Source organism: Pseudomonas sp. SO81 (assembly GCF_030374125.1).
Lineage (GTDB): Bacteria > Pseudomonadota > Gammaproteobacteria > Pseudomonadales > Pseudomonadaceae > Aquipseudomonas.
Window position 1 is genome coordinate 3,544,573 of sequence record NZ_CP126126.1, and the last position, 25,146, is coordinate 3,569,718.

Consider the following 25,146-nt stretch of genomic DNA (forward strand, 5'->3'; position numbering starts at 1 on the left):
CAAAGAAAAACCCCTGACTTTCTCTAGGAAAATCAGGGGCTTGTTTGGTGGAGCCGGGGGGATTTGAACCCCCGTCCGCCAGCTCTCCGCTATCGGTTCTACATGCTTAGCCATCTCTACTGAGTTAACTCCGCGCGGCCCGAGTGGCAGGGCGCTTGGAGCGAGCTGCATAAGTTTTAGCCGTTACACCTGCAGCGAGCTTGGCGGCGATCCTGTTCTATCTGACTGACCTAATCGTCGGGTTTACAGGCATCCCCTAGGGTCAGCTAGCGGCACTTAGGCGGCTAGAGCGTAGTTGTCGTCGTTGGCAACTATAAAGTTGTGGCAGCGGATTTACGAGAACTGTCACCTACTCGGCATGCCCCTCAAGTTTTGCTACCGGCGTCGAATCCTAATCGGCCCCAGAACGCTCTTGCGAGGTTGGAGGGCAGTGTACGGCAAAGGTTCACCAGCGTCGACCATCGAACTGCCAGTACAATCCCTGGCGGGCACTGGCCGTTCGGCGGTCTTGTGCCATTCTCTTCAGATTAGAATTCGAGGAGCGACGGATGCCGCTCGCACCGCTCAAGCCTTTGCGCCGCTGGATCTGGCGAGCGTTCCTGCAGAGTGCGCTGATTCCCCTGGTACTGGTGGAGTCGGTGCTGATCGCCGTCTATCTCTATACCAACGAATCCATCCGAGAGTCCCAGGTCGGTTACCTGCAGAGCAGCGCGCTGCAGGACCTGGACAGCGCCGTGCGCCGCGAAGGGCAGGTGATCGACAGCCGTCTGCGCGCCATCGAGGCCCAGGTCGGCATCTACCGTGACGCGGTGACCGAGGCCCTGAGCGACCACCGCTTCGCCCCGGACGAACTGGAGCGCAAGCGTCACGCCAGCGCGCCGAGCGGCGTGTTCTACAGCAACAGCGACGATGGCCGCGCCGCCTCCTTCTATTCCGCCGCCACGCCGCCGGCCAAGCAGGACCGCGACAAGGCGCTGCGCCTGTCGCGGGTGGACCCGCTGATGCGCTCGATCCGCCAGGCCGACCCGCTGGTGGCGGCGGTCTACTTCAACACCTGGGACAGCTACAACCGCATCTACCCTTACTTCGATGTGCTGCAGCAGTACCCACATGACATGGTCATTCCGCAGTACAACTTCTATTACCTGGCCAACGCCGAGCACAACCCCAAGCGCAGTACCGTGTGGACCGAGGTCTATCTCGACCCGGCCGGTCAGGGCTGGATGATGTCGGCCATCGCGCCGGTCTATCGCGACAACTTCCTCGAGGGCGTCGCCGGCCTGGACGTGACGGTCGGGCAGATGCTCGCCGAGATCGGCAATCTTCAAGTGCCCTGGCAGGGCTATGCGCTGCTGGTGGGTAGCGACAACGCGATCATGGCCCTGCCCACGGCGGGCGAGAAGGACTTCGGCCTGCGCGAGCTGACCAGCTACTCGTACGCCGAGGCGGTCAGCCGCGAGGTGCTCAAGCCGGCCGACTTCAAGCTCGATCGCCAGCAGGGCCTGCGCCCGCTGCTGGAGGCCATGGCCACCCGGCATCACGGCGTGGTCGAGGTGCAGCTCGGCGGCCGTGGCCAACTGATGGCCTGGAGTGAGATTCCGCAGACCGGCTGGCGTCTGCTGCTGGTGGTGGACGAGGCCAACATCTTCAGCGAGACCAACCGCCTGGCCGAGCAATACCAGATCATCGGCTACCTGCTGATCGCCGGCCTGGTGTTCTTCTATCTGCTGTTCGGTACCTGGATGTGGACGCGCTCGCGGCGCCTGAGCAACGAGCTGGCCGAGCCCATCGCCGGCATCGTCGGCATGATGCGCAGCCTGGCGGTGGGCGAGCGCAAACCAGCGGCACCACCGACCTCCATCGCCGAGATGGCCGAGATGGCGGTGGAGGTGCAGCACGCCGGCCAACAGCTGCAGGCCAGCGAGGAGAGCCGCCTGCGTGCCCAGCGCACCCTGGAGCTGGTGCTGGAGAGCACCACCGAGAGTCTCTGGGAAGTGGAGGCGGAGAGCCTCAGCATCCGCATCAGCGACCGCTTCGTGCGGCGCTTCGGCCTTCCCACCGACTGCATGCCGTTCGCTGAATTCAACCAACGCGTGCACCCGGACGACCTGCCGCGGGTACGCCACCTGCGCCTGAGCATGGCCGACGACAGCGCCGAGGACTTCTTCGAGGCCGAGTATCGCTATGCCGATGGCCTGGGCCGCTACGTCTGGCTGCTCAGCCGTGGCAAGGTGATCGAGCGTGATGCCGAGGGCCGCGCGGTGCGTGCGGCGGGCACCCACGTCGACATCACGCGCCTCAAGCAGGTGCAGGAGGAGCTGCGTCGCGCCAGCCACGAGGCCCAGGCCGCCAGCCAGGCGAAGAGCCGGTTCCTGTCCAGCATGAGCCACGAGCTGCGCACGCCGCTCAATGCCATCCACGGCTTCGCCCAGCTGATCGAGCTGGAGGCCCAGGACCATGCCGAGCGCAACCAGGAGGCCGAGTACGCTCGCGAGATCGTGCTGGCCAGCCGGCACCTGACCTCGCTGGTGGACGACATCCTCGACCTCTCCAGCATCGAGAGCCGCCAACAGCAGCTGCAACTGCAGCCGGTGGATATCGGCCCGCTGCTGCGTAGCTGCGCCGAGCTGATCCAGCCCGAGGTGCAGCAACGCCGCCTGCAGCTGCAGGTGTTGGCCGAGGCGCATCCGCCGCTGTTCGTCCTGGCCGATCCGCGGCGTCTGCGCCAGGTGCTGCTCAACCTGCTGTCCAACGCGATCAAGTACAACAGCCCCCAGGGCATGATCCGCATGGGCTACGAGGTGCGCGCCAGCGGTGTGCGCCTGTGGGTCGACGACAGTGGTCCGGGCCTCAGCACCGAACAGCAGGCGCAGCTGTTCCAGCCGTTCCAGCGTCTCGGCCGGGAGAACTCCAATATCCCCGGCACGGGCATCGGCCTGGTGCTGTGCCGCGAACTGGCGGAGCTGATGGGCGGCGAGATGGGCTTCACCAGCGATGTCGGCCTGGGTAGTCGTTTCTGGATCGAGCTGCCCAGCGCCGCCGAGCCGCCGCTCGGTGGCGCGGCCGAACAGCCGGCCGCGACGCGTGCGCGCCAGGTATTGGCCCAGGTGCTCTGCGTGGAAGACCATCCGGCCTGCCTGCGGGTGCTGCAGGAGGGGCTGCGCGAGATGGCGGTGGTCGGCGGCGTGGGCTCGGTGCGCCGTGCGCTGCTGCAACTCAGCGAGCAGACGCCGGCGCTGGTGCTGCTCGATCTCGATCTGCCCGATGGCAGCGGCCTGGAAGTGCTGGAATACATGCGCAATGAGCCGCGCCTGGCCGAGGTGCCGGTGCTGGTGGTCAGCGCTGCGGCCGACGAGGAGCTGTTGGCGGAAGCCCGCGCCAAGGGGGCGCAGGCCTGCCTGCTGAAGCCGGTGGACCTGCAGCAACTGCGCCAGATGGCGCTGTCGCTGCTCGGTCAGGAAGCCTGACTACTCGCTGGCCTGCAGCAGGTTCAGCGCTTCCTCCAGCACCTTCACCGACTCACCGTGATTGCCGGACTTGTGCAGCTGCTCGCCTTCGGCGCGCAGGCGCTGCACTTCGGCCAATACTTCGGCATCGGCGGGCGGGTCGGTCTTGAGCATTTCGTCGATCTTGGTCATGTCCTGGGGACAGTGCATGGCCCATAGCGAGGTGCTGAACAGCAGGGTGGAGCAGAGCAGGAAGAGCCGGCGCATGGTGAGTCCTCCATGGATGGGGTGAACTCAGTATAGAGACGGACGCCAGGTCCGCCGTGCCGCCGGCTCTCCAGCCGTCAATCGGCCGGGCCGTCGCCCTTGCCGGTTTTTTCCAGCAGGGTCACGGCTTGGTTGGCATGCCCGGCGCAGCCTTCGTTGTCGCCAGCCTGCTGGGCTTGCACGGCCTGCTTGCGCAGATCCTCGACCTGCTGCTTGGCTGCAGCGCCGAGAGCGGTCTGGCTGGCCAGTTGGTCATCGATCTTCTGCAGGTTGGTGGCGCACAGATCGTCGTTGGCGAACGCCGGCGAGGCGGCGAGAGCACAGGCAAAAATCAGGGCAGTACGCTTCATCGAGGTCTCTCCTCTTCAGTCGTCGAAGCGAGCCCGGCAAACGGGCCCGTGTGCAGTCGACTGGGTTAGAGCGGCCTCGGTTCAGAGTTTTTTGCCCGGGTCACCCGGTCCACCAAGTACACCAGGCCGTGGTAGTCGATGCCGCTGTGGCTGGAAAGACCGATCTCGCAGGTGCGGCTGGTGGAGATGCCTTCCTCGCAGTACTGCACCGCGTCCTTCAGCGAGCGCAGCGAGTGGGCGTTCAGCTCGGGCGTGGTGAAGCCCTTGTCGCCGGCGAAGCCGCAGCAGTGGATGCCCTCGGGGATCACCACTTCCTTGGCGCAGTGGCGGGCGATGTCGATCAGCCCCTGGGCCTCGCCCAGATGCTGGGTGGAGCAGGTGACGTGCACCGCCACCGGCTTGTCCTGCGGGGTGAATTCCAGGCGTTCGAACAGATATTCGCGGATGAACTTCACCGGATCGTGCAGTTGCAGCCGCGGGTCGAGACCGTCCTGGACCAGGCGCAGGGTGCAGGGGCTGGTGTCGCAATAGATCGGATCGAGGCCGCCGCGGCTGGCCTTGAGCAGCGCGTCGACCAGCTCCTGCTTCTTGCGTTCGGCCTGCTCCGGGTAGCCCTTGGAGGCGAATGGCTGGCCGCAGCAGAGGTTGTCCGCATCTTCGGGGAACACCACCTGGAAGCCGGCCTTTTCCAGCAGGCGGCGGGTCTTGTCGATCAGCGGCGTCTGCTCGGCATCGGCGAAGGCCGGGCCCATGGCGCGCGAGATGCACGCAGCGAGGTAGACCACGCGTGGTCGCGCATCATTGCTGAAAGCCGGCAGATCGAGATTGCGTACCGGCTGCGGCATGGCCGGCGTCCATTGCGGCACGCGCCCGGCGCTGGCCTTGTGCAGCAGGGCCGAGGTCCTGCCCAGCAGTGGCGCGCCCATCAGCATGCGCGCGCCGTTGGCCACGTGCAGCAACACCCGCGCGCCCTGCAGGGTGCGGTGGAAGTGCGCGGCCAGCCAGTCGGCGCTGCGCCCGTGCTCGGCGTCGCGGGCGCGCAGCTTGCGCACCAGGTCGCCGGTATTGATGCCCACCGGGCAGCGCTGCGAGCACAGTCCGGTGGCGGCGCAGGTGTCCACGCCCTGGTAGTGGTAGGCGGCTTCCAGCTCCGTGGTATCGATGCCGGCGCGCTTGCGCGCCTGGATATCGCGCCAGATGACGATGCGCTGGCGTGGCGTCAGGGTCAGCCCCCTGGACGGGCAGACCGGCTCGCAGAAGCCGCACTCGATGCACTTGTCGACGATCTCGTCGGCGGCCGGCAGCGGCTTGAGGTTCTTCAGGTGGATCTGCGGGTCGTCCGACAGCACCACGTCCGGGTTGAGGATGCCCAGCGGGTCGAACAGGCGCTTGATGGTCCACATCAGCTGGTAGGCCTCGCTGCCCCATTCCAGCTCGACGAAGGGCGCCATGTTGCGGCCGGTGCCGTGCTCGGCCTTGAGCGCGCCGCCGAACTCCACGGCCACTAGCTGCGCCACGTCCTGCATGAAGGCCTCGTAGCGCGCGACCTGAACCGGGTCGTCGAAGCCTTGGGTGAAGACGAAGTGCAAGTTGCCCTCCAGGGCGTGGCCGAACAGGATGGCCTCGTCGTAGCGATGCTTCTCCAATAGCGCGATCAGGCGGTTGACGCCCTCGGCCAGGCGCTCCACCGGGAAGGTGACGTCCTCGATGATCACCGTGGTGCCGGTCTGGCGCACGGCGCCGACGGCGGGGAAGGTCTCCTTGCGGATCTTCCACAGCTGGTTGTAGACGGCCGGGTCTTCGCTGAAGTCGACCTGCTTCTCCACCGGGAAGTGGGCGATGGAGGCCATGATCTGGCCGATCTGCTCGTGCAGCAGCGACTGGCTGGCGGCGCGCGATTCGATCAGCAGGGCGCAGGCGCCGCCCGACAGGCTCTGCACCCACTCGGGCATGCCCTGCATGTTCTCCACCGAGCGCAGGCTGCGGCGGTCGAGCAGCTCCACCGCGGACACCGGCTGCTGTTTGAGCAACGGTACGGCCTGGCAGCAGCTCTCCACGTCAGGGAAGACGATCAGCGCGCTGGCCTTGTGCGGGTGCTCCGGCACGGTGTCGTAGGTCACCGCGCTGATAAAGCCCAAGGTGCCCTCGGAGCCGACCATCAGGTGGTTGAGGATGTCGAGAGGCTCGTCGAAGTCGACCAGTGCGTTGAGCGAGAAACCGGTGGTGTTCTTCAGTCGGTACTTGTGGCGGATCTTGTCGGCCAGCGCGGTATTGGCGCGGGTTTGCCGGCCCAGCTCGGCCAGGGTGTCGAGCAGCGCGCCGTGACGGGCGCGGAAGGCTGCGATGCTGGCGGCGTCCTCGCTGTCCAGTACGCTGCCGTCGGCCAGCACCACGCGCAGGCCGGCGAGGGTCTTGTAGCTGTTCTGCGCGGTGCCGCAGCACATGCCACTGGAATTGTTGGCGACGATGCCGCCGATCTTCGCCGCGTTGATCGAGGCCGGGTCGGGGCCGATCTTGCGCCCCAGCGGGGCCAGCCAGGCGTTGGCCTGGGCGCCGATGACGCCGGGCTGCAGGCGGATCTGCGCGCCGCCCGCGCGAATGTCGCGGCCGTTCCAGCTGTCGCCGAGGACGATCAGCACCGAGTCGCTGATGGCCTGGCCGGAGAGGCTGGTGCCGGCGGCGCGGAAGGTCACCGGCACGCGCTGAGCGCTGGCCAGCTCCAATAGCTGCACCACCTCGGCCTCGGATTCGACCCGTACCACCAGCTTGGGAATCAGCCTGTAGAAGCTGGCATCTGTGCCGAAGGCCAGGGTCGACAGCGGGTCGTCGAACAGGCGCTCGCGCGGGATCAGGCGATGGACTTCGGCGAGGAAGGCGGCGGGCAGGCTCATGCGAGCTCCATGTATCCGGTGGTATCACCCCTCTCCCTCTGGGAGAGGGGACTAGAACATCAGACGCCCAGTTCACGCACCAGCGAGTCGCGGCTGATCTCGGCGATCGACTTGGCGCCGGTCAGAACCATGGCCACGCGCATCTCCTTCTCGAACAGGTCGAGCAGGTTGCTCACCCCGGCACCGCCGGCTGCGGCCAGGGCGTAGACGAAGGCACGGCCGAGCATCACGCCGTCGGCGCCGAGGGCGAGCATGCGCACCACGTCGAGGCCGGTGCGGATGCCGGAGTCGGCGAGGATCTTCAGCTCGCCTTTCACCGCGTCGGCTATGGCTGGCAGGGCGCGGGCGCTGGACAGCACGCCGTCGAGCTGGCGGCCGCCGTGGTTGGACACGACGATGCCGTCGGCGCCGAATTTCACGGCGTCCTTGGCATCCTCGGGGTCGAGGATGCCCTTGATCACCATCGGGCCGTCCCAGAATTCACGAATCCATTCCAGGTCCTTCCAGGAGATCGACGGGTCGAAATTGGCCCCCAGCCAGCCGATATAGTCGGCCAACCCAGTCGGATTTCCACGGTAGGTGGAGATATTGCCGAGGTCGTGCGGCTTGCCCAGCACGCCGACGTCCCAGGCCCAGGCCGGGTGTGTGACGGCCTGCAGCACCCGGCGCAGGGCGGCGTTGGGGCCGCTCATGCCGGAGTGGGCGTCACGGTAGCGCGCGCCGGGGGTGGGCATGTCGACGGTGAACACCAGGGTGGTGACGCCGGCGGCCTTGGCTCGCTCCAGAGCGTTGCGCATGAAGCCACGGTCCTTCAGCACGTAGAGCTGGAACCACATCGGCCGGTCGATGCTTGGGGCCACTTCCTCGATCGGGCAGACCGAGACGGTGGACAGGGTGAATGGAACGCCCTTGGCCGCCGCCGCCTTGGCCGCCTGCACCTCGCCGCGGCGGGCGTACATGCCGGTCAGGCCGACCGGGGCCAGGGCCACCGGCATGGCCAGCTTCTCGCCGAACAGCTCGGTTTCCAGGTTCAGCTCGGACATGTTCTTCAGCACGCGCTGACGCAGGGCGATGCCGGCCAGGTCCTCGACGTTGCGCCGCATCGTGTACTCGGCGTAGGCGCCGCCGTCGATGTAGTGGAACAGGAACGGCGGCAGCCGGCGTTGGGCGGCGGCGCGGTAGTCGGTGGAGGCGGAGATGATCATTGGCTTCTCATCCGTTGGAAAATGGGAACAACGATGTTGCGGACGGATCTCGCGAGCTAGAGCGAGACAAGGCAGACATGGCCGAGGGCGCGGAGTTTACGAGCTGTAAATGAGCAGCCCGAGGCCATGTCTAACGCTGTATCGCCGACGCGCAGCAGATCCGAATGTCCTCAGTGCACGAGCATGCCGGTCAGCCAGTAGGCCTGGACCAGGGTGATCAGGCCGACGAAGGTGGCGAAGATCAGGCTGTGCTTGAGGGTGAAGCGGAACAGGTCGGATTCCTTGCCGACCATGCCGGTGGCGGCGCAGGCCACGGCGATGGATTGCGGCGAGATCATCTTGCCGGTCACGCCACCGCTGGTGTTGGCGGCTACCAGCAGGGTGTCGTTGACCCCGATCTGGTGCGCGGTGGTGGCCTGCAGCGAGCCGAACAGGGCGTTGGACGAGGTGTCCGAGCCGGTCAGGAACACGCCCAGCCAGCCGAGGAACGGCGAGAAGAACGGGAACAGCGAACCGGTACCGGCCAGGACCAGGGCCATGGTGGTGGACATGCCGGAGAAGTTGGTGACGAAGGCGAAGGCCAGCACCATGCCGATGGACAGGATCGGCCACTTCAGCTCGATGAAGGTTTCCTTGAAAGTGGTCAGACCAGTTTTGAAGTCGATCTTCAGGATCAGCATGGAGATCAGTGCCGAGAAGAAGATCGCGGTGCCGGTGGCAGAGATCGGATCCAGTTTGAATAGGGCCGGAATCGGCGTGGGGTTGGCGACGATCGGTGCGACCTTCAGTACCAGCTGGTCCAGGTGCGGGATGGCAAATAGGAAGACGAAGCTCTCCAGCGCGCCGCCTGGGGCGAACATGGCCTTGAACGGCTTGAGGGTCCAGATGGTGACCAGCAGGGTCAGCACCAGGAACGGCGACCAGGCCTTGAGGATCTCACCGAAACTGTAGGGCGATGGGGTGGCGCCGCTCTGGCCGCCGAAGCCGCCGAGGGTCGCGGCGCCGCCGGAGAGGCTGACCACTTCGCTGTCTTCGGCGCGGCGCGGACTCCAGACCTTGAGGAACAGGGTCAGGCTGACCAGGCTGACCAGGGCCGAGGTGATGTCCGGCAGTTCCGGGCCGATGAAGTTAGAGGTGAAGTACTGGGTGACGGCGAAGCTGCCACCGGCGACCAGCGCGGCCGGCCAGGTTTCCTTGATGCCTTTCCAGCCATCCATCATCGCCACCAGCCAGAACGGCACGATGATCGACAGCAACGGCAGTTGGCGACCGGTCATGGCGCCGATCTTGAACGGGTCGATGCCGGTGACCTGGCCGGCCACGGTGATCGGAATGCCCAGGGCGCCGAAGGCCACCGGCGCGGTGTTGGCGATCAGGCACAGGCCGGCGGCGTACAGCGGGTTGAAGCCGAGGCCGACGAGCAGGGCGGCGGTGATCGCCACCGGCGCGCCGAAGCCGGCCGCGCCTTCGAGGAAGGCACCGAAGGAGAAGCCGATCAGCAGCACCTGCAGGCGCTGGTCATCGGTGATCGACAACACCGAGCTGCGGATCACCTCGAACTGGCCGCTCTTGACCGCGAGTTTGTAGAGGAACACCGCGGCGACGATGATCCAGGCGATTGGCCACAGGCCGTAGGCGAAGCCGTAGCCGGCGGCGGCGAAGGCTTTTTCGGCCGGCATGCCGAAGGCGAAGATCGCCACCAGCAGCGCCAGCGCCAGGGTGATGGTGCCGGCGATGTGGCCCTTGAGGCGGAACACGGCCAGGGCGAGGAAGAAGAAGATGATCGGAATCAGTGCGGCGAGCGCCGACAGGCCGAGGCTGCCGAGCGGGGTATAGAGCTGTTGCCAGGTTTGCATTGCGGGTGGCTCCCTAATTGTTTTTGGAGGTGCCTAGCGCTCGGTGGTCCTCAGGCTTCTGGCCCGGCGGCGGCAGATCGAGCGACTCGATGACTTGGATTAATTGGTAATACCAATTTACAAAGCCAGGCGCTCAGGGTAAAAGCCTGGCTCTGGGTGTGTCAATTTGTCCGTCTGCGACTTTGGTCGCACCGGCTCGCCGTTTGCGGCTGCTTGCCGCGGTTAACGGGGCTGGTTAGGCTGCCCGGCACAAGTCGCGAATGGCGGGCCAGACGGCCGCCGGGCGGCAGGAAATGAGGGTGGAAGTGGTATGACATTCGGTCAGGTACGGCAGCGCCGCCTGTCGGACGACATCGTCAGTCAGCTCGAGTCGATGATTCTCGAGGGCACGCTGAAGGCTGGAGAGCGGCTGCCGGCGGAGCGTGCGCTGGCGGAGCAGTTCGGCGTATCGCGGCCGTCGCTGCGTGAGGCGATCCAGAAGCTGGTGGCCAAGGGCCTGCTGGTCAGTCGCCAGGGTGGCGGCAACTATGTGGCCGCGGAACTGGGTTCGACCTTCAGCGACCCGCTGCTGCACCTGCTGGAGAGCAACCCCGATGCCCAGCGCGACCTGCTGGAGTTCCGCCATACGCTGGAGGGCTCCTGCGCCTTCTACGCGGCGCAGCGCGCCACGCCGCTCGACCACGAGCGCCTGCGTGCCGCCTTCGACGAGCTGCAGCGCTGCTATGCGCCGGACAGCAAGGCCAGCCGGGCGGAGGAGGGCGCGGCGGATGCACGCTTCCATCTGGCCATCGCCGAGGCGAGCCACAACGCGGTGCTGCTACACACCATCCGTGGCCTGTTCGACCTGCTCCGGCACAACGTGGTGACCAATATCGGCGGCATGTACCTGCAGCGCAGCGAGACCCGTGACCAGTTGCGCGCACAGCACCAGGCGCTGTTCGAGGCGATCATCGAGCGGCGCGCCGAGGCAGCGCGGCAACTGTCGGATCTGCATATCCAGTATGTGCAGGAGGTGCTGACCGAGGCCCAGCAGGAGGCCCGGCGCCTGGAGCGGGCGCAGCGGCGCCAGGGGCTGTAAAAGAAAAGGGCGGATGATCCGCCCTTTGTCTTATTCGTCCTTGCCCTTGCTGCGCATGGCGCGCTGGACTTCGCGATCGGCGTCGCGTTCTTTCTCGGTGTGGCGCTTGTCGAAGTCCTTCTTGCCCTTGGCCAGGGCGATCTCGCACTTGATCAGGTGGGCCTTCCAGTAGATCGACAGGGCAACGCAGGTGTAGCCCTTCTGCTGTACCGAGCCGAACAGCTTGTCCAGCTCGCGCTTGTTCAGCAGCAGCTTGCGGGTGCGGATCGGGTCGGCGATGACGTGGGTGCTGGCGGTCTTCAGCGGGGTGATGTGGCAACCCATCAGCCAGGCTTCGTCATCCTTGAGCAGGATATAGCTGTCTACCAGCTGCGCCTTGCCGGCGCGCAGGCTCTTCACTTCCCAGCCGGACAGGACCAGGCCGGCCTCGAACTTGTGTTCGATGAAGTAGTCGTGCAGCGCCTTCTTGTTCAGCGCGATGGTCCCGGTGGGGTGTTTCTTCTGCTTGGCCATAGGGCGCGCATTATAGGGAGTCGACGCGCCCGTGGCGACAGGTGCGCTTGAGAGGGGTGGTCTAATTCCGCACAATGCGCGCTCCGTGGCGCTGGCAGGCCGGCGCGGCAGTTCAGGAACAAAAGGCTGATGAGTACCCGTATCCAACGCTCGGCCCTGTTGCCCTATCCGGCGCAGGCCCTCTATGACCTGGTCAACGATGTGGCCAGCTATCCGCAATTCCTGCCCTGGTGCGCGGCGTCCGAGGTGCTGGAATCCAGCGAGAGCGAGATGCGCGCGACCCTGACTGTGGCCAAGGGGGGCATCAGCCAGCAGTTCACCACGCGCAACCGCCTGGTGCCGGGCAAGTCCATGGATATGCAGCTGGTGAACGGCCCGTTCTCCAAGTTGCATGGTGTGTGGGAGTTCAAGGCGCTCGGCGACAAGGCCTGCAAGATCAGCCTGGACATGACCTTCGATTACGCCGGTCCGCTGGTCAAGGCGACGCTCGGTCCGCTGTTCACCCAGGCAGCCAACACCATGGTCGATGCTTTCTGCCAGCGGGCCAAGCAGCTCTATGGCTGAGATTGATATTGAGGTGGTCTACGCCCTCGCAGGCGAGCAGCGTCTGCTACGCCTGAGCGTGCCGACCGGCACCACAGTGCGCGAGGCGGCGCTGCGCTCGGCGATGGACGAGCACTTTCCCGGTCTCGATCTGAGCACTGCTGCGCTGGGTATCTTCGGCAAGCTAGTGGCCAAGCCGGAGGAGCGGGTGTTGGAGGCCGGCGAGCGGGTCGAGATCTATCGGCCGCTGCTGGCCGATCCCAAGGAAGTGCGCAAGGCGCGTGCGGCACGAGCCAAGGCTGCGCAGCAAGGCGACTGAGTGATTTTCGGCGGCCATGAAAAAGCCCGGCATTGGCCGGGCTTTTTGTTGTAGCGGATTACTGCGGCTGCGGGTCCAGCGGCTCCGGAATCGGCACCGGGATCGGCTCGGCGGCATCCACTTCGTCCTGGATCTGCTCCAGCAGGGAGCCCGGCTTGGCCGGCTCTTCGGTCTGCTGTTGCGGCTGCTGGTTGACGCTCGTGTCGCTGCCTTCGCCGAGGATTTCCTGGTCGCGGCTGACGCCCGGCATGAAGTCGCCGGCCAGGCCGATCAGTTGATCGCTGCCGTCGAACATTAGGCTGATGCGTTCCTGGTAACGCTGACGACCACCCGGTTGAATGCTGTACAGATAGTCCCAGCGCTTGGCGTGGAAGGTATCGGTGATCAGCGGGTTGCCCATGATAAACCGCACTTGGCGTTGGGTCATTCCGGGCTTCAACTGGTCTATCATGTCCTGTGTAACGACATTGCCCTGCTGGATGTCGATTTTGTAGACCCCGGGAAACGAACAGCCGGCGAGTGCGAACAGACCCACGAGGGTGAGGCTGGGCAGCAAGAGCTTGGTGTTTTGCATCGGTGGGTGACTTCCACTATCTTGGCTGGGCAAATTAAACCCCGATCATACCCGCATTAACGGGAGCTGCGAAGCAGCAACCACGAGAAAGCTGACCATGGTTGAAAACAACGAACTGCGTAAGGCTGGCCTCAAGGTCACCCTGCCGCGCGTGAAGATTCTGCAGATGCTCGACTCGGCCACTTCCGGCCAGCGTCACATGAGTGCGGAAGACGTATACAAGGCTCTGATGGAGGCCGGCGAAGATGTAGGCCTGGCTACCGTCTACCGCGTGCTGACCCAGTTCGAGGCTGCCGGCCTGGTCGAGCGCCACAACTTCGACGGCGGCCATGCCGTATTCGAGCTGGCCGACAGCGGGCACCACGACCACATGGTCTGCGTCGATAGCGGCGAAGTGATCGAGTTCTTCGATCCAGAGATCGAGAAGCTGCAGAAAGAGATCGTTAAGCAGCACGGCTTCGAACTGGTCGATCACAATCTGGTGCTCTACGTGCGCAAGAAGAAGTAACGCGTACCGAGTCAGACGAAAAAGGCGCCCCGCGGGGCGCCTTTTTCATGGGCGGCTTGCAGTGTCAGCTCTGGACGCTGGTGACCATCTTGCGTGCGTGCTGCAGGGATTCCTCGGTGAGGTCGACGCCGCCGAGCATGCGCGCGACTTCCTCGACGCGCTGCGCTGTATCCAGGTTGGCCACGGCGGTGCGGGTCTCGGCGCTGTCGCGCTGCTTGTGCACGAACAGATGATGGTGGCCCTGGGCCGCGACCTGCGGCAGGTGGGTCACGGTCAGCACCTGGCCGCGCTCGCCCAGGCGGCGTAGCAGCTGGCCGACCACTTCGGCGGTGGGGCCGCCGATGCCGACGTCCACTTCGTCGAACACCAGGGTCGGTACCCGCGAGGTCTGCGCGGTGATCACCTGGATGGCCAGGCTGATGCGCGACAGTTCGCCGCCCGAGGCGACCTTGGCCAGCGACTTCAGTGGCTGGCCCGGGTTGGCGCTGACCAGGAATTCCACCTGCTCCAAGCCGTGGGGTTGCGGCTCTTCGGCACTGCCAGCCTGCAGCTCGATGCTGAAGCGTCCGCCGGGCATGCCGAGGGTCTGCATCTCCACCTGCACGGCTTCGGCCAGACGGCTGGCGGCTTGCTGGCGCAGGGCGCTCAGCTCGGCGGCCTTCTCCTGATAATGGCGAGCGTAGGAGGCCAGCTCCTCGCCCAGACGCTCTACCGCCTCGTCATCGGCGTTGAGGCTTTCCAGCTCTTCCAGCAGGCGCTGCTGCAGCTCGGCCAGCTCGAAGGGCTGCACCCGATGCTTGCGCGCCAGGCTGTAGATGGCGTCCAGGCGCTCTTCCAGCAACTGCTGACGCTGCGGGTCGGCGTCGAAATGGTCGAGGAAGCGATTCAATTCGCCGACCGCTTCCTCGACCTGGATCTGCGCACTGGCCAGCAGGTTGGTCGCCTCGCCCAGGGCGCCGGGCTGGCTGCTGAAGGCGGTGAGGCGGTTGAGGCTGGCGGTGAGGGCGGACAGCACGTTGCCGGCGTCGCTCTCACTGCACAGGTCGAGCACCTGGCGGCAGGCGCCGAGCAGCTGTTCGGCGCTGCTCAGGGTCTTGTGTTCCTGCTCCAGTCGTTCCAGCTCGTTGTCGCCCAGGCCCAGGTTCTCCAGCTCTTCCAGCTGGTAGCTGAGCAACTGGTGGCGGGCGCGCTGCTCGTCGCCAGTCGAGGACATGCGCTGCAGTTCCTGGCGAGTCTGGCGCCAGCGCTGAGCGGCCAGGTGAACCTGGCGCGCCAGCTCCTGGCTGCCGGCGTATTCGTCGAGCAGGCGGCGATGGGTGTCGGGCTTGAGCAGTGACTGGTGCTCGTGCTGGCTGTGGATGTCGATCAGCAGCTCGCCGAGGGCCTTGAGGTCGCCGAGCGGGCAGGGCGCGCCGTTGATATAGCCGCGCGAGCGGCCTTCGCTGGTGATGACGCGGCGCAGGATGCACGGGCCGTCGTGGTCCAGGTCGCGTTCGGCCAGCCAGGCGCGGGCCTCGGCGATGTCTTCCAGGTCGAAGCTGGCGAGGATGTCCGCCTTGTCGGCGCCGGGGCGGACCGCGCCGCTGTCGGCGCGATCGCCTAGGGCCAGGCCGAGGGCGTCGAGCATGATCGACTTGCCGGCGCCGGTCTCACCGGTGATCACGGACATGCCGCGTTCCAGCTCCAGATCCAGGTGTTCGACGATGGCGTAGTTGTGAACGGACAGGTGCACCAGCATGGAGAGCGCTCCCAAAAGTTTGTGCTGGCTATTTATACAGTGTTTTGTTTTGTCCCGGCAATAACCCTTGAAACCGTGCGACCGGCCCCCATATAGGCGGCAAGAAGCGCGGGCCATGACCCGCCGATGTATAGACAGGAGGAACCAATGGCAGACGAACAGACCCTGGACCCGGCAACCCCGGAAGAGCAACTGGCCCCCGAGGCGACCGCCGGCGACGACTTGGCCGCCCGCGTGCAGATCCTTGAAGAGCAGCTGGCTGCCGCCCAGGATCAGTCCCTGCGCGTGGCCGCCGACCTGCAGAACGTGCGCCGCCGCGCCGAGCAGGATGTAGAGAAGGCGCACAAGTTCGCCCTGGAGAAGTTCGCCAACGACCTGCTGCCGGTGGTCGACAGCCTGGAGCGCGGTCTGGAGCTGTCCAATCCCAACGACGAGGCGATCAAGGCCGTGCGCGAAGGCATGGAGCTGACCCTCAAGCTGTTCCACGACACCCTCAAGCGCTACCAGCTGGAAGCGCTCGATCCGCACGGCACGCCGTTCAATCCGGAGCATCATCAGGCCATGGCGATGGAGGAGAGCACCCATGTCGAGCCGAATACGGTGCTCAAGGTGTTCCAGAAGGGCTACCTGCTCAACGGTCGCCTGCTGCGCCCGGCCATGGTCGTGGTGAGCAAGGCGCCGAGCGCGCCGCCGCCCTCCATCGACGAGCAGGCTTGAAATCCATCGGGCCGACCCCCATCTGTTACAGCAAGCGAATTCATAGCTGACGCGGCGGGCATGACAGGCCGCGGTTAACGACAAAGTTTCGGAGAGTTTGAACATGGGCAAAATCATCGGTATCGACCTGGGGACCACCAACTCCTGCGTGGCCATCCTGGAAAACGGCAGCGTCAAGGTCATCGAGAACGCCGAGGGCGCGCGTACTACCCCCTCGATCATCGCCTACACCAACGACGGCGAGACTCTGGTCGGCCAGTCCGCCAAGCGCCAGGCGGTGACCAACCCGCACAACACCCTGTTCGCAGTGAAGCGCCTGATCGGTCGCCGCTTCGAAGAAGATGTCGTGCAGAAAGACATCAAGCTGGTTCCCTACAAGATCGTTAAGGCCAGCAACGGCGACGCCTGGGTGCAGGCCAGCGGCAAGGACATGGCGCCGCCGCAGATCAGCGCCGAAGTGCTGAAGAAAATGAAGAAGACCGCCGAGGACTACCTGGGCGAGGCCGTGACCGAAGCGGTGATCACCGTGCCGGCCTACTTCAACGATAGCCAGCGCCAGGCCACCAAAGACGCCGGCCGCATCGCCGGTCTGGACGTCAAGCGCATCATCAACGAACCGACCGCGGCTGCGCTGGCCTACGGCATGGACAAGGCCAAGGGCGACCACACCGTGATCGTGTATGACTTGGGTGGCGGTACCTTCGACGTGTCGGTGATCGAGATCGCCGAAGTCGACGGTGAGCACCAGTTCGAAGTGCTGGCCACCAACGGTGACACCTTCCTCGGTGGTGAAGACTTCGACATGCGCCTGATCGACTACCTCGTCGATGAGTTCAAGAAAGAGTCCGGCATGGATCTGAAGAACGATCCGCTGGCTCTGCAGCGCCTGAAAGAAGCCGCCGAGAAGGCCAAGATCGAGCTGTCCTCGTCCCAGCAGACCGATGTCAACCTGCCTTACATCACCGCCGACGCGACCGGTCCGAAGCACCTCAACGTGAAGATCTCCCGCGCCAAGCTGGAGGCCCTGGTCGAGGATCTGGTCGCCCGTACCATCGAGCCGTGCCGCATTGCCCTGAAAGACGCCGGCATTGACGCCAGCAAGATCGACGACGTGATCCTGGTCGGCGGCCAGACCCGTATGCCGCTGGTGCAGCAGAAGGTTGCCGAGTTCTTCGGCAAGGAAGCGCGCAAGGACGTCAACCCGGACGAGGCCGTGGCCATCGGTGCCGCCATCCAGGGCGCCGTGCTGGCCGGTGACGTCAAGGACGTGCTGCTGCTCGACGTGTCCCCGCTGACCCTGGGCATCGAGACCATGGGCGGCGTGATGACTCCGCTGATCGAGAAGAACACCACCATCCCGACCAAGAAGTCGCAGGTGTTCTCCACCGCCGACGACAACCAGAGCGCCGTGACCATTCACGTGCTGCAGGGCGAGCGCAAGCAAGCCGCGCAGAACAAGTCGCTGGGCAAGTTCGACCTGGCCGAGATTCCGCCGGCTCCGCGTGGCGTGCCGCAGATCGAAGTGACCTTCGACATCGACGCTAACGGTATCCTGCACGTCGGCGCCAAAGACAAGGCCACCGGCAAGCAGCAGTCGATTGTGATCAAGGCCAACTCCGGTCTGTCCGACGAGGAGATCGAGCGCATGGTGCGTGACGCCGAGGCCAACGCCGAGGAAGACCGCAAGTTCGAGGAACTGGCCGCTGCCCGCAACCAGGGCGACGGTCTGGTCCACGCCACTCGCAAGATGATCACCGAGGCTGGCGACAAGGCCACTGCCGACGAGAAGGCGGCCATCGAGAAGGCCATCGGCGAACTGGAAGCTGCCCTGAAAGGCGACGACAAGGCTGCCATCGAGGCCAAGATCAACGCCCTGTCCGAAGCTACCACTCCGCTGGCGCAGAAGATGTACGCCGAGCAGCCGCAACCGGGCGCTGCCGCCCAGGGCGCGGATGACGCCAAGGACGCCGGCGACGACGTGGTCGACGCCGAGTTCGAAGAGGTCAAGGACAACAAGTAAGCTACGGCTTGCTTCCGTTCCAGCCTGCCGAAGCCTGGCTTCGGCAGGTGCGATTCGCCGCGCGGGAGCTTGCTCCCGCGTTGGTGTGTCTGGGGCAGACGAATTTAAAGGTGTTGATGTATGGCCAAACGTGACTATTACGAAGTGCTCGGTGTGGAGCGCGGCGCCAGCGAGGCGGACCTGAAGAAGGCCTACCGCCGCCTGGCGATGAAGCACCACCCGGACCGCAACCCGGACGACAAGGCCGCGGAAGAGAAATTCAAGGAGGCCAACGAGGCCTATGAAGTGCTCTCCGATGCCAGCAAACGCTCGGCCTACGACCAGTACGGCCATGCCGGCGTCGACCCGCAGATGGGCGGCGGTGGCGGCTTTGGCGCCGGCGGCGCGAACTTCTCCGACATCTTCGGCGATGTGTTCAGTGATTTCTTCGGCGGTGGCGGTCGCGGCGGCCAGCGTGGCGGCGCCCAGCGCGGCTCGGATCTGCGCTACACCCTCGAACTGGACTTGGAAGAGGCGGTGCGCGGCACCACCGTGACCATTCGCGTGCCGACCCTGGTCGGTTGCAAGACCTGCGATGGCAGCGGCGCCAAGAAGGGTACCAGCCCGGTGACCTGTACCACCTGCGGTGGCATCGGCCAGGTGCGCATGCAGCAGGGCTTCTTCTCGGTGCAGCAGACCTGCCCGCGCTGCCATGGCAGCGGCAAGATGATCACCGACCCCTGTGGCAGCTGCCATGGTCAGGGCCGGGTGGAAGAGAGCAAGACCCTGTCGGTCAAGGTGCCGGCAGGCGTCGACACCGGCGACCGTATCCGTCTGTCCGGCGAAGGCGAGGCGGGCTCCCATGGCGGGCCGGCCGGCGACCTGTACGTGGTGGTCAACGTGCGCGAGCACCCGATCTTCCAACGCGACGGCAAGCACCTGTACTGCGAAGTCCCGATCAGCTTCGCCGACGCGGCGCTTGGCGGCGAGCTGGAAGTGCCGACCCTGGATGGCCGGGTCAAGCTGAAGATCCCGGAAGGCACCCAGACCGGCAAGCTGTTCCGTCTGCGTGGCAAGGGCGTGGCCCCGGTGCGCGGTGGCGGTGCCGGCGACCTGATGTGCCGGGTGGCGGTGGAAACGCCGGTCAATCTGGACAAGCGCCAGCGCGAGCTGCTGGAAGAGTTCCGCAAGTCGCTGGAAGGCGACAGTTCCCACTCGCCCAAGGCCAGCGGCTGGTTCGACGGCATGAAGCGCTTCTTCGGCGACATCTAAGGAACAGGCTATGCAACGTATCGCAGTGATGGGCGCCGCCGGGCGCATGGGCAAGATTCTCATCGAGGCGGTCGGCCAGGCGGAAGGCGCGCAGCTGACCGCGGCGGTAGATCGCCCGGACAGCAGCCTGATCGGTGCCGACGCAGGCGAACTGGCGGCGCAGGGCAAGATCGGCGTGACCCTGTCCGGCGACCTGAATGCCGTGCTGGATCAGTTCGATGTGCTGATCGACTTCACCCATCCGTCGGTGACCCTGAAGAACCTGGAAGTCTGCCGCCAGGCAGGCAAGGCCATGGTCATCGGTACCACCGGCTTCTCGCCGGAGGAGAAGCAGCTGCTGAGCGAGGCGGCCAAGCAGATCCCGATCGTCTTCGCCGCCAACTACAGCGTGGGCGTCAACCTGTGCCTGAAGCTGCTGGATACCGCCGCCCGCGTGCTGGGCGACGATGTCGATATCGAGATCATCGAGGCGCATCACCGGCACAAAGTCGACGCGCCTTCCGGCACCGCGCTGCGCATGGGTGAGGTGGTGGCCAATGCCCTGGGGCGTGATCTGCAGAAGGTTGCGGTCTACGGTCGCGAGGGCCAGACCGGCGCCCGCGAGCGCGAGACCATCGGTTTCGCCACCGTGCGTGCTGGTGATGTGGTCGGTGATCACACCGTGCTGTTCGCCGCCGATGGCGAGCGCGTGGAGATCACCCACAAGGCCTCCAGTCGCATGACCTTCGCCAAGGGCGCGGTGCGCGCGGCGCAATGGTTGCAGGGGCAGCCGGCTGGACTTTATGACATGCAGGACGTGTTGGGGCTAAACTGAAATGCCTGAACGGTCCATGCAAGCTGTGGACCGAAAAGGGCTTTTCCTGTAAGCTTCCCGCTTTAGTGTGTCCACTAAAAGTAACGCAGAATGAATCAGATAAAGAAGCGGGGTGACGGTCAATACGTCATCCCGCTTTTTTACAACCTGCGTTTGTGCAAGTTTCAGATCTAAGGGAGGTCTTCTTGACTAAGCCAGCCATTCTCGCCCTTGCCGACGGCAGCATTTTCCGCGGTGAAGCAATCGGGGCCGACGGCCATACCATCGGTGAAGTGGTGTTCAACACCGCCATGACCGGCTATCAGGAAATCCTCACCGATCCTTCCTATGCCCAGCAGATCGTCACCCTGACCTACCCGCATATCGGTAACACGGGGACTACTCCCGAGGACGCCGAGTCCAACCGCGTGTGGGCCGCCGGCCTGATCATTCGCGACCTGCCGCTGACTTCCAGCAACTGGCGCGACAAGCAGCCGCTGGACGAGTACCTGAAAGAGAACGGTACCGTCGCCATCGCCGGCATCGACACCCGTCGCCTGACCCGCATCCTGCGCGAGAAGGGTTCGCAGAACGGCTGCATCCTGGCTGGCGAAGACGCCACCGAGGAAAAAGCCCTGGAACTGGCGCGCAGCTTCCCCGGCCTGAAAGGCATGGACCTGGCCAAGGTGGTCAGCTGCACCGAGCGCTACGAGTGGCGCTCCAGTGTGTGGAACCTGAAAGACGACAGCCACCCGGAAATCGCCGCCAGCGAGCTTCCTTACCATGTGGTCGCCTACGACTACGGGGTCAAGGTCAACATCCTGCGCATGCTGGTCGAGCGCGGCTGCCGCCTGACCGTGGTGCCGGCGCAGACCCCGGCCAAGGACGTGCTGGCGCTGAACCCGGACGGCGTGTTCCTCTCCAACGGCCCAGGCGATCCCGAGCCGTGCGACTACGCCATCGCCGCGATCAAGGAAATTCTCAATACCCAGATTCCGCTGTTCGGCATCTGCCTCGGTCACCAGCTGCTGGCCCTGGCCTCCGGCGCCAAGACCGTGAAGATGGGCACCGGCCACCACGGCGCCAACCACCCGGTGCAGGATCTGGATTCCGGCGTGGTGATGATCACCAGCCAGAACCACGGCTTCGCCGTGGACGAGCCGAGCCTGCCGGCCAACCTGCGTGCCACCCACAAGTCGCTGTTCGACGGCACTCTGCAGGGCATCGAGCGTACCGACAAGGACGCCTTCAGCTTCCAGGGCCACCCGGAAGCCAGCCCAGGCCCGCACGACGTCGCCCCGCTGTTCGACCGCTTCATCGAAGCCATGGCCAAGCGCCGCTAAGCCACGCCGACTGACCCAAGGATTCGAGTAAGAACCATGCCAAAACGTACAGACATCAAAAGCATCCTGATCCTCGGCGCCGGCCCCATCGTCATCGGCCAGGCCTGCGAGTTCGACTATTCCGGCGCCCAGGCCTGCAAGGCCCTGAAGGAAGAAGGCTTCCGCGTCATCCTGGTGAACTCCAACCCGGCCACCATCATGACCGACCCGGCCATGGCCGACGCCACCTACATCGAGCCGATCAAGTGGGCCACCGTGGCCAAGATCATCGAGAAGGAGCGTCCGGACGCGCTGCTGCCGACCATGGGCGGCCAGACCGCGCTGAACTGCGCCCTGGACCTGGAAAAGCACGGCATCCTGGAGAAATTCGGCGTCGAGATGATCGGTGCCAACGCCGACACCATCGACAAGGCCGAAGATCGTTCGCGCTTCGACAAGGCGATGAAAGACATCGGCCTGGCCTGCCCGGTTTCCGGCATCGCCCACAACATGGAAGAAGCCTACGGCGTGCTGGAGAAGGTCGGCTTCCCCTGCATCATCCGTCCGTCCTTCACCATGGGCGGCACCGGCGGCGGCATCGCCTACAACCGTGAAGAATTCGAAGAGATCTGCGCCCGCGGCCTGGATCTGTCGCCGACCAGCGAGCTGCTGATCGACGAATCGCTGATCGGCTGGAAGGAATACGAGATGGAGGTGGTCCGCGACAAGAAGGACAACTGCATCATCGTCTGCTCCATCGAGAACTTCGACCCGATGGGCGTGCACACCGGCGACTCGATCACCGTGGCTCCGGCCCAGACCTTGACCGACAAGGAATACCAGATCCTGCGTAACGCCTCCCTGGCGGTGCTGCGCGAGATCGGCGTGGAAACCGGCGGCTCCAACGTGCAGTTCGGTATCTGCCCGAACACTGGCCGTATGGTGGTCATCGAGATGAACCCGCGCGTGTCGCGTTCCTCGGCGCTGGCCTCCAAGGCCACCGGCTTCCCGATCGCCAAGATCGCCGCCAAGCTGGCCGTGGGTTACACCCTCGACGAGCTGAGCAACGACATCACCGGCGGCCGCACCCCGGCCTCGTTCGAGCCGGCCATCGACTACGTCGTCACCAAGATCCCGCGCTTCGCCTTCGAGAAATTCCCGAAAGCCGACGCCCGCCTGACCACCCAGATGAAGTCCGTGGGTGAAGTCATGGCCATCGGCCGCACCTTCCAGGAGTCCATGCAGAAAGCCCTGCGCGGCCTGGAAGTCGGCGTTGCCGGTTTCGACGAGAAGCTCGACCTGAACGACCCGGAAGCCGAGAGCACCCTGCGTCGCGAACTGACTGTGCCGAGCGCCGACCGCGTCTGGTACGTGGCCGACGCCTTCCGCGCCGGCAAGACCGTCGCCGAGGTGTTCGACCTGACTCGCATCGACGAGTGGTTCCTGGTGCAGATCGAAGACCTGGTCAAGGACGAAGAGCGCATCAAGACCCTGGCGCTGTCGGCCATCGACCGCGACCTGATGTTCAAGCTCAAGCGCAAAGGCTTCTCCGACATCCGTCTGGCCAAGCTGCTGGGTGTGACCGAGAAGACCCTGCGCAGCCACCGCCACAAGCTGAAAGTGCTGCCGGTATACAAGCGCGTCGACACCTGCGCCGCCGAGTTCGCCACCGACACCGCCTACATGTACTCGACCTACGAGGAAGAGTGCGAGGCCAACCCGAGCGGCCGCGACAAGATCATGATCCTCGGCGGTGGCCCCAACCGTATCGGCCAGGGCATCGAGTTCGACTACTGCTGTGTACACGCGGCGCTGGCCATGCGTGAAGACGGTTACGAGACCATCATGGTCAACTGCAACCCGGAAACCGTCTCCACCGACTACGATACTTCCGACCGCCTGTACTTCGAGCCGGTGACCCTGGAAGACGTGCTGGAAATCGTCCGCGTCGAACAGCCGAAAGGCGTGATCGTGCAGTACGGCGGCCAGACTCCGCTGAAGCTGTGCCGCGCCCTGGAAGAAGCCGGTGTGCCGATCATCGGTACCTCGCCTGATGCCATCGACCGCGCCGAAGACCGTGAGCGCTTCCAGCAGATGGTGCAGCGCCTGAACCTGCGTCAGCCGGCCAATGCCACCGCGCGCAGCGAAGACGAGGCCCTGGCCCTGTCCAAGTCCATCGGCTACCCGATGGTCGTGCGCCCGTCCTATGTACTGGGCGGTCGTGCCATGGAAATCGTCTACCAGGAAGAAGAGCTCAAGCGCTACATGCGCGAAGCGGTGAAAGTGTCCAACGACAGCCCGGTGCTGCTGGATCGCTTCCTCAACTGCGCCATCGAAGTCGATATCGACGCGGTGTGCGACGGCGAGACCGTGGTGATCGGCGCGATCATGCAGCACATCGAACAGGCCGGCGTGCACTCCGGTGACTCCGCCTGCTCGCTACCGCCGTACTCGCTGCCGGCGCACATCCAGGACGAGATCCGCGACCAGGTCAAGAAAATGGCCCTGGAACTCGGCGTGGTCGGTCTGATGAACGTGCAGATGGCCGTCCAAGGCGAAGACATCTACGTCATCGAAGTGAACCCGCGCGCCTCGCGTACCGTGCCGTTCGTCTCCAAGTGCGTCGGCGAGTCGCTGGCCAAGGTCGCGGCCCGCGTCATGGCGGGCAAGTCGCTGGCCGAAGCCGGTTACGCCGAGGAAGTGATTCCGCCGTACTTCAGCGTCAAGGAAGCGGTATTCCCGTTCGCCAAGTTCCCGGGCGTCGACCCGATCCTCGGCCCGGAAATGAAGTCCACCGGTGAAGTGATGGGTGTGGGCGACAGCTTCGGCGAGGCCTTCGCCAAGGCGCAGCTGGGCGCCAGCGAAATCCTGCCGAACTCCGGCTGCGCCTTCATCAGCGTGCGCGAAGACGACAAGGTGCAGGCCGTCGAGGTCGCGCGCGATCTGGTCGGTCTGGGCTTCGAGGTGGTCGCCACCGCCGGTACCGCCAAGGTGATCGAGGCCGCCGGTCTGCCGGTGCGTCGCGTGAACAAGGTGACCGAGGGTCGTCCGCACGTGGTCGACATGATCAAGAATGACGAAGTCACCCTGATCATCAACACCACCGAAGGTCGTCAGTCCATCGCTGACTCCTACTCCATCCGTCGTAACGCCCTGCAGCACAAGATCTACTGCACCACCACCATCGCGGCTGGTCAGGCGATCTGCGAAGCGCTCAAGTTCGGTCCCGAGAAGACCGTGCGCCGCCTGCAGGATCTGCATGCAGGAATCAAGGCATGAACAAGTACCCCATGACCGTCCAGGGCGCTCGCGCTCTGGAAGAAGAGCTAGCTCACCTGACCAAGGTGGTGCGTCCCAAGCTCAGCCAGGACATCGGTGAGGCGCGCGAGCTGGGCGACCTCAAGGAGAACGCCGAGTACCACGCCGCCCGCGAACAGCAGGGCATGGTCGAGGCGCGTATCCGCGATATCGAAGGCCGTCTGCAGCACGCGGTGGTGATCGACGTCACCACCATCGCCCACACCGGCAAGGTGATCTTCGGTACCACCGTGGACATCGCCAACTGCGAGACCGACGAGACCGTGACCTACCAGATCGTGGGTGAGGACGAGGCCGACATCAAGGTCGGCAAGCTGTCGGTCAGCTCGCCCATCGCCCGTGCCCTGGTGGGCAAGGAGGAGGGGGACGTGGTGGCGGTGAAGACCCCGAGCGGCCTGGTCGAGTACGAGATTGTCGAAGTCCGCCATATTTAAGCG

At 65.0% G+C, this 25,146-nt stretch carries 20 protein-coding genes and 1 other RNA gene; 12 read left to right on the plus strand and 9 right to left on the minus strand.

Annotation, left to right across the window (positions count from 1 at the left end):
* Window positions 1-45: 45 nt before the first annotated feature.
* Window positions 46-403, minus strand: a transfer-messenger RNA (tmRNA) gene (gene ssrA / locus OH686_RS16550).
* 145 nt (window positions 404-548) lie between these two features.
* Here ssrA and OH686_RS16555 point away from each other — a divergent pair.
* A complete protein-coding gene (locus OH686_RS16555) occupies window positions 549-3,467 on the plus strand; it encodes a hybrid sensor histidine kinase/response regulator (RefSeq protein ID WP_289534033.1) in 2,919 nt (972 codons plus the stop codon).
* Here the strand turns inward: OH686_RS16555 and OH686_RS16560 are convergent, their stop codons facing one another.
* From OH686_RS16560 to OH686_RS16580, 5 genes are all read right to left on the minus strand, one after another.
* Window positions 3,468-3,713, minus strand: a complete 246-nt coding sequence (locus OH686_RS16560; protein ID WP_289534034.1) for a PA2433 domain-containing protein — start codon at window positions 3,711-3,713, stop codon at window positions 3,468-3,470. It lies immediately after the preceding gene.
* 77 nt (window positions 3,714-3,790) lie between these two features.
* Window positions 3,791-4,063 carry a PA2433 domain-containing protein gene (locus tag OH686_RS16565; protein ID WP_289534035.1) on the minus strand — a complete coding sequence of 91 codons (273 nt, stop codon included), beginning with the start codon at window positions 4,061-4,063 and terminating at the stop codon, window positions 3,791-3,793.
* Between the two features lie 65 nt (window positions 4,064-4,128).
* On the minus strand, window positions 4,129-6,954 hold the full coding sequence (locus OH686_RS16570) for an FAD-binding and (Fe-S)-binding domain-containing protein (RefSeq protein ID WP_289534036.1): 2,826 nt from the start codon (window positions 6,952-6,954) through the stop codon (window positions 4,129-4,131).
* Window positions 6,955-7,013: 59 nt separating this feature from the next.
* Window positions 7,014-8,159, minus strand: coding sequence for an FMN-dependent L-lactate dehydrogenase LldD (gene lldD / locus OH686_RS16575; RefSeq protein ID WP_289534037.1), 1,146 nt, complete (start codon window positions 8,157-8,159; stop codon window positions 7,014-7,016).
* Window positions 8,160-8,329: 170 nt separating this feature from the next.
* Window positions 8,330-10,015, minus strand: coding sequence for a lactate permease LctP family transporter (locus OH686_RS16580; protein ID WP_289534038.1), 1,686 nt, complete (start codon window positions 10,013-10,015; stop codon window positions 8,330-8,332).
* A gap of 310 nt (window positions 10,016-10,325) precedes the next feature.
* Between OH686_RS16580 and OH686_RS16585 the strand changes: the two genes are divergently transcribed.
* On the plus strand, window positions 10,326-11,093 hold the full coding sequence (locus OH686_RS16585) for an FCD domain-containing protein (RefSeq protein WP_137971015.1): 768 nt from the start codon (window positions 10,326-10,328) through the stop codon (window positions 11,091-11,093).
* Window positions 11,094-11,123: 30 nt separating this feature from the next.
* Here the strand turns inward: OH686_RS16585 and smpB are convergent, their stop codons facing one another.
* A complete protein-coding gene (smpB, locus tag OH686_RS16590; RefSeq protein ID WP_137971016.1) occupies window positions 11,124-11,606 on the minus strand; it encodes an SsrA-binding protein SmpB in 483 nt (160 codons plus the stop codon).
* Window positions 11,607-11,735: 129 nt separating this feature from the next.
* Between smpB and OH686_RS16595 the strand changes: the two genes are divergently transcribed.
* Window positions 11,736-12,170, plus strand: coding sequence for a type II toxin-antitoxin system RatA family toxin (locus OH686_RS16595; RefSeq protein ID WP_289534039.1), 435 nt, complete (start codon window positions 11,736-11,738; stop codon window positions 12,168-12,170).
* The gene (locus OH686_RS16600) at window positions 12,163-12,468 is read left to right on the plus strand and encodes an RnfH family protein (protein ID WP_289534040.1); all 306 of its coding nucleotides are present in this window, start codon (window positions 12,163-12,165) and stop codon (window positions 12,466-12,468) included. Before OH686_RS16595 ends, OH686_RS16600 begins: the two co-directional genes overlap by 8 nt.
* A gap of 58 nt (window positions 12,469-12,526) precedes the next feature.
* On the opposite strand, the gene OH686_RS16605 is transcribed toward OH686_RS16600, so the two are convergent.
* Window positions 12,527-13,042 carry an outer membrane protein assembly factor BamE gene (locus OH686_RS16605; RefSeq protein ID WP_289534041.1) on the minus strand — a complete coding sequence of 172 codons (516 nt, stop codon included), beginning with the start codon at window positions 13,040-13,042 and terminating at the stop codon, window positions 12,527-12,529.
* A 97-nt stretch (window positions 13,043-13,139) separates the two neighbouring features.
* Here OH686_RS16605 and fur point away from each other — a divergent pair, with 97 nt between their 5' ends.
* Window positions 13,140-13,550, plus strand: a complete 411-nt coding sequence (fur, locus tag OH686_RS16610) for a ferric iron uptake transcriptional regulator (RefSeq protein ID WP_137971020.1) — start codon at window positions 13,140-13,142, stop codon at window positions 13,548-13,550.
* A gap of 64 nt (window positions 13,551-13,614) precedes the next feature.
* On the opposite strand, the gene recN is transcribed toward fur, so the two are convergent.
* On the minus strand, window positions 13,615-15,288 hold the full coding sequence (gene recN / locus OH686_RS16615; RefSeq protein WP_289534042.1) for a DNA repair protein RecN: 1,674 nt from the start codon (window positions 15,286-15,288) through the stop codon (window positions 13,615-13,617).
* A 147-nt stretch (window positions 15,289-15,435) separates the two neighbouring features.
* On the opposite strand from recN, the gene grpE reads away from it, so the two are divergent.
* From grpE to greA, 7 genes are all read left to right on the plus strand, one after another.
* The gene (gene grpE / locus OH686_RS16620) at window positions 15,436-16,005 is read left to right on the plus strand and encodes a nucleotide exchange factor GrpE (protein WP_289534043.1); all 570 of its coding nucleotides are present in this window, start codon (window positions 15,436-15,438) and stop codon (window positions 16,003-16,005) included.
* Between the two features lie 103 nt (window positions 16,006-16,108).
* Window positions 16,109-18,025 carry a molecular chaperone DnaK gene (dnaK, locus tag OH686_RS16625; RefSeq protein WP_289534044.1) on the plus strand — a complete coding sequence of 639 codons (1,917 nt, stop codon included), beginning with the start codon at window positions 16,109-16,111 and terminating at the stop codon, window positions 18,023-18,025.
* A gap of 120 nt (window positions 18,026-18,145) precedes the next feature.
* Window positions 18,146-19,276 (plus strand): molecular chaperone DnaJ, encoded by a 1,131-nt coding sequence (gene dnaJ / locus OH686_RS16630; RefSeq protein WP_289534045.1) that lies wholly within the window; start codon window positions 18,146-18,148, stop codon window positions 19,274-19,276.
* A gap of 10 nt (window positions 19,277-19,286) precedes the next feature.
* Window positions 19,287-20,090 (plus strand): 4-hydroxy-tetrahydrodipicolinate reductase, encoded by an 804-nt coding sequence (gene dapB / locus OH686_RS16635; protein WP_289534046.1) that lies wholly within the window; start codon window positions 19,287-19,289, stop codon window positions 20,088-20,090.
* Window positions 20,091-20,275: 185 nt separating this feature from the next.
* The gene (gene carA / locus OH686_RS16640) at window positions 20,276-21,412 is read left to right on the plus strand and encodes a glutamine-hydrolyzing carbamoyl-phosphate synthase small subunit (RefSeq protein ID WP_289534047.1); all 1,137 of its coding nucleotides are present in this window, start codon (window positions 20,276-20,278) and stop codon (window positions 21,410-21,412) included.
* A 36-nt stretch (window positions 21,413-21,448) separates the two neighbouring features.
* The gene (gene carB, locus OH686_RS16645; RefSeq protein WP_289534048.1) at window positions 21,449-24,670 is read left to right on the plus strand and encodes a carbamoyl-phosphate synthase large subunit; all 3,222 of its coding nucleotides are present in this window, start codon (window positions 21,449-21,451) and stop codon (window positions 24,668-24,670) included.
* Window positions 24,667-25,143, plus strand: a complete 477-nt coding sequence (greA, locus tag OH686_RS16650) for a transcription elongation factor GreA (RefSeq protein ID WP_289534049.1) — start codon at window positions 24,667-24,669, stop codon at window positions 25,141-25,143. Before carB ends, greA begins: the two co-directional genes overlap by 4 nt.
* Window positions 25,144-25,146: the final 3 nt, after the last annotated feature.

Bases quoted from the DNA above. Each gene is read 5' to 3' on its own strand.
- OH686_RS16555 (WP_289534033.1), top strand. From the start codon at position 549: ATGCCGCTCGCACCGCTCAAGCCTTTGCGCCGCTGGATCTGGCGAGCG.
- OH686_RS16560 (WP_289534034.1), bottom strand. From the start codon at position 3,713: ATGCGCCGGCTCTTCCTGCTCTGCTCCACCCTGCTGTTCAGCACCTCG.
- OH686_RS16565 (WP_289534035.1), bottom strand. From the start codon at position 4,063: ATGAAGCGTACTGCCCTGATTTTTGCCTGTGCTCTCGCCGCCTCGCCG.
- OH686_RS16570 (WP_289534036.1), bottom strand. From the start codon at position 6,954: ATGAGCCTGCCCGCCGCCTTCCTCGCCGAAGTCCATCGCCTGATCCCG.
- lldD (WP_289534037.1), bottom strand. From the start codon at position 8,159: ATGATCATCTCCGCCTCCACCGACTACCGCGCCGCCGCCCAACGCCGG.
- OH686_RS16580 (WP_289534038.1), bottom strand. From the start codon at position 10,015: ATGCAAACCTGGCAACAGCTCTATACCCCGCTCGGCAGCCTCGGCCTG.
- OH686_RS16585 (WP_137971015.1), top strand. From the start codon at position 10,326: ATGACATTCGGTCAGGTACGGCAGCGCCGCCTGTCGGACGACATCGTC.
- smpB (WP_137971016.1), bottom strand. From the start codon at position 11,606: ATGGCCAAGCAGAAGAAACACCCCACCGGGACCATCGCGCTGAACAAG.
- OH686_RS16595 (WP_289534039.1), top strand. From the start codon at position 11,736: ATGAGTACCCGTATCCAACGCTCGGCCCTGTTGCCCTATCCGGCGCAG.
- OH686_RS16600 (WP_289534040.1), top strand. From the start codon at position 12,163: ATGGCTGAGATTGATATTGAGGTGGTCTACGCCCTCGCAGGCGAGCAG.
- OH686_RS16605 (WP_289534041.1), bottom strand. From the start codon at position 13,042: ATGCAAAACACCAAGCTCTTGCTGCCCAGCCTCACCCTCGTGGGTCTG.
- fur (WP_137971020.1), top strand. From the start codon at position 13,140: ATGGTTGAAAACAACGAACTGCGTAAGGCTGGCCTCAAGGTCACCCTG.
- recN (WP_289534042.1), bottom strand. From the start codon at position 15,288: ATGCTGGTGCACCTGTCCGTTCACAACTACGCCATCGTCGAACACCTG.
- grpE (WP_289534043.1), top strand. From the start codon at position 15,436: ATGGCAGACGAACAGACCCTGGACCCGGCAACCCCGGAAGAGCAACTG.
- dnaK (WP_289534044.1), top strand. From the start codon at position 16,109: ATGGGCAAAATCATCGGTATCGACCTGGGGACCACCAACTCCTGCGTG.
- dnaJ (WP_289534045.1), top strand. From the start codon at position 18,146: ATGGCCAAACGTGACTATTACGAAGTGCTCGGTGTGGAGCGCGGCGCC.
- dapB (WP_289534046.1), top strand. From the start codon at position 19,287: ATGCAACGTATCGCAGTGATGGGCGCCGCCGGGCGCATGGGCAAGATT.
- carB (WP_289534048.1), top strand. From the start codon at position 21,449: ATGCCAAAACGTACAGACATCAAAAGCATCCTGATCCTCGGCGCCGGC.
- greA (WP_289534049.1), top strand. From the start codon at position 24,667: ATGAACAAGTACCCCATGACCGTCCAGGGCGCTCGCGCTCTGGAAGAA.